Annotated in this window: 2 protein-coding genes and 2 pseudogenes; 2 read left to right on the plus strand and 2 right to left on the minus strand. The window is 39.5% G+C overall.

The window, feature by feature from the left end; translation table 11 throughout:
• Positions 1 to 51: 51 nt before the first annotated feature.
• On the minus strand, positions 52 to 690 hold the full coding sequence (locus LC574_RS30485) for an NAD(P)/FAD-dependent oxidoreductase (protein WP_229457336.1): 639 nt from the start codon (positions 688 to 690) through the stop codon (positions 52 to 54).
• A gap of 449 nt (positions 691 to 1,139) precedes the next feature.
• On the opposite strand from LC574_RS30485, the gene LC574_RS30490 reads away from it, so the two are divergent.
• Positions 1,140 to 1,286 (plus strand): hypothetical protein, encoded by a 147-nt coding sequence (locus LC574_RS30490; protein ID WP_229457337.1) that lies wholly within the window; start codon positions 1,140 to 1,142, stop codon positions 1,284 to 1,286.
• A gap of 749 nt (positions 1,287 to 2,035) precedes the next feature.
• Positions 2,036 to 3,068 (plus strand): annotated as a pseudogene (locus tag LC574_RS30495) (IS630 family transposase).
• Between the two features lie 32 nt (positions 3,069 to 3,100).
• Here LC574_RS30495 and LC574_RS30500 read toward each other — a convergent pair.
• A pseudogene (locus LC574_RS30500) lies at positions 3,101 to 3,283 on the minus strand (ISLre2 family transposase); the annotation flags it as partial.
• Positions 3,284 to 3,823: the final 540 nt, after the last annotated feature.

Raw genomic sequence — 3,823 nt, forward strand, 5'->3', positions numbered from 1 at the left:
CCTCAACGCGGCGGCTGAAAGGCTTCGCGTTTTGCGAGAACGTCGGTTGGATCAACTTCGATCTGCCCATTGGCGGGCAGTACGTGGGCTTTGATTATCGGTGATCCCCGGCGGACATCGCCGCCGATGACGGCACGCCCCTGCCCCCCCACGGCGACCGGTGGCATCAATCAGATGTTTTGCCTTAAGTTCTATCTGCCCTGATTCAAGCTTGACAATGACGCTATTAACTGCATCAGTTGGTGTCAAATTGACATCGACCACTTGACCTTTGTAGAAGACAGCTCCTAAATCTTTGTTCATTTTGAGCAAATCCCGCTCTAACTTTGCTCTCTCAATTTGAAAGCTGGGCATAGGGGGATTTAGAAGAGACCAGAGGCTATAGTAGTCGGAAATAGAATCGGTTTTTATTTGGTCTTTGGGCCAATGGAAGTTTAACCCTTGTTTAGGAACCTGGTTTTCGATCAAGTATTCGTAGAGACCCAGTTCCCTGTAGAGGAACATAGCCGACACTTCAACCGTTGACTCGCCGATTTTCAGATCCTTATCTGTTCGCTCTTCAGGACGGGAGTCGATGAGAGCGACTTTGATATTTGGAATGTTGAGCAGCAAATGTCGGGCTTGGCAAACGCCTGCAAACCCCGCGCCCATAATTATGACATCATACTCTTGCGACTGAATACTATACATTAGTGACTCCTTTAATGTTTTCTTCATTACTTGTGTAGCACTACCGAAAAATTAACAGATGCATGAAATCTTGTGCTTTGTGCTTTAGCTCAGGATTTGCCCTGCAACCTTATTGATTTCTTGAGTTCAAAAATGCTCCGGGTATCGTAGGCACAAAATATCGCTACTAGCCAGTTCAACCATCTCTTCGCAAAAGGGGAAGACACCAGCGACTGGCACGTTATGTACTTTTTGTATTTTTTGCCGTAGGGTATCGTCATAATTGTGACCCTATAAGAGTTTGACAAACTTGTTACAAAATATTAAGTCGCACATCGCGTTATTTATGTAATTTAGGTTCCTATTAAATTCTGAATAATGCAATAGGAAAAAATCAGGTATTTCTAGGCTGAAGTAGTTTAGCAAGTATGAAAATATTGGCTAAAATCAGGTTAAGGAAACTCCAAAAAATGAAAAACTCCACGACAGTTGCGGGATGGAGTTTTGGGCATGGGGCATCCCTTCAGCTGCGCTCAGGGCAAGTGGGAATAGAAGAGGCAGTGCGGGAACACGGGTTTCCCCAAGTGGAGCAACTGCCGTCATGGAGAAGAAGTTAGCTGTTTGGCCAATGCCCAATCCCCCAAGTGGCGGGGCGGCTATCCCTCTTTAACCACTCTTGAGAATTGAGTTTTCCGCCGCTTTCAATAAATTATCCTATTTGTGCACTCAAAAAGAGCTTCTTCCCCCCTTGTTCCCCTGCGATGGGATGTTTTTTATTTGGAAGTCCCTGATAGGGGCCGATACAGGGCAAACGCATCTAAATTACTCTTGATCACAACGAAGGTTAAGAAGCAACGAAAAAATCAGCATTTCACGTTTGATTATTTTTTAAGCCTCAAAGCGATGCCTGTGGCGGGCTACGCCAACGCCTAAAACTTTCGCAACAACCAAGAGTTAATGACATTGTTTTTAAGTCTATTGAGAATATACTTTGCTTATTGACATGACGCGTTTGCCCTGGGGGCCGATATGGGAGCAATGCGATTTTGTTAGATGACTCCAAAGAATGTGCGATGCCTTCTCTACGAGACGCTACGCATAGCTTGCTTCTCCGTAGGAGTACGGCAGGCTACGCCTACGCTGATTAGCAATATTGAGGCGAAATAATTTTTTGTTACATTAATTAGATTGATTAGCACCACAATTTATCTTTTTGTTGTCTTCAAAAATATTTATAATCAATGATTTGACAACTTATTTAAATCAACTGTCTACGACAGTATAGTAATCCTAAATGAGTTGTGAAAAATTACACATAACGATAAGCTGGATCTAATTAATTATAGACAAGATACATAACTAAGTAATGAAAGAATTGATAGATTTTATCCAAGGAAATCCAGATAGAAGAGAATTGAAACGGGCGCTGGCTGTGCAAATGGTGATGGAAAGTTACACTCATTCTCAAATTGCAGAAATTTTGCACGTATCTTTAGGCTTCGTCAATAAGTGGAAATATATTTTTGTGGAACAGGGAGTTGCAGGATTAAAACTTAAATATCAAGGTTCGAGGGGTTATCTTGATAGCAAACAAAAACAAACAGTGATTGAATGGCTTAAACAAAAGGATTGCTGGCATTTAAATGAACTAAGAGAGTACATTGAAGATAGTTTCAGTATAGCATTTGAGTCAAACCAAAGCTATTATGACTTATTTAAAGAAGATCTATAAGTTGGAAAAAAACACAAAAAAAGAACCCACGCAAAGACTCAGAGTTAGTAGCAAAAAAAAACTAGAAATTACCGCATGGCTAAATGCACACCAAAGTCAGATTGTGTCTGGAGAAATGGTCGTATTTTTTGAGGATGAGTGTCATTTGTTATGGGGAGATATTTGTGGATATATTTGGGGTAATACCAAAGAAAGAATAGAAGTTCCAGTTCTTAACGAAAGGCAAAGACAAACGTATTTTGGCGCACTGAATTATTACACACAAGAATTTTTAATTAAGCCCTTCAAAAAAGGTGATTCTAAATCGGCGTTAGCGAAGCGGGGCGGAACGCACGTCGCATTCGTAGAATACTTACTTACTCAATACCCAAAAAGCCGTATTGCTTTGATTTGGTATGGAGCTAGTTATCACCGTTCAGTTGAGTTTCAAGATTATTTAAATTCTCTAAATCAGGGGCTAAACGAGAACGAATGGAAAATTACTTGTATTCGCTTCGCTCCTAACGATCCAACACAAAACCCTGTGGAAGATATTTGGTTGTATGCTAAAAAGTTCATTAGAGAGTTTTATCATTTATGTAAATCCTTTACCCTTGTCAAGCGTTTATTTGAACTTGCTGTTCACCATGAAATTTTCAATTTTCCGAAAATATTTATGTATGATTGATTTTCACAAATGATTTAGGATTGCTATAGTAAATTAAAAGCCACGTCGACAAATGCTTGTAAATGCTGAGTAACATGATAAAAATCGAAGAGTTGATAAGTTTCGATTGGGCATCATAACCGTGTTAAAAGTGGAGGAATATGTATCCAGATACACTCTGCCTCATCCCCGATTAATAAGACTTGTTTTGCCTGACTAATTCCCAAGTAAACTAATACGAATTTTTTATGAAGATGCGCCTAATTATTTTGGGACGAATAGCGAATCATCTTCATAAAACCTCTGTGTACCTTTGCGCTAACCTCTGCGTAACTTTGCGTTGAAAAAAAGCTAGAATTTGGTGCAGCTTTACAAAGAAACAGTATAAGTGGGCTTCTAAAATCTCCAAAAACGCTTTGTATCCATCATAAGTGCCATCATTAGTAATAGGAATATCAGAATTATTTAGGGGTTGCTGAAAAAGTCATAAAAAAGCAATTTTAAGGGTTGACCAGTTATTCAAGCATGGTCAGAGATAGTTTTATGTTATCTATAGCTAGCCAGAATATAATTTTCAATTATATTAGACTGGGAAAAAGGTCTATTTTTGAAAAATAGACATAAAAAAGCATAAAAAACCCGTGACAGGTGACAATACCTTCGCCAATTATGAAGTGGTGACAGAAGGCTTAGGAGCGTGAATACGCCCCAGCGAGGATATTCTATCAAAAATTTGAGATAATAAAACCTTGTGTGGCTTTTTCGGAAGCATCTTA

The sequence above is a fragment of the Nostoc sp. CHAB 5715 genome, from assembly GCF_020829685.1.
GTDB lineage: Bacteria > Cyanobacteriota > Cyanobacteriia > Cyanobacteriales > Nostocaceae > Nostoc.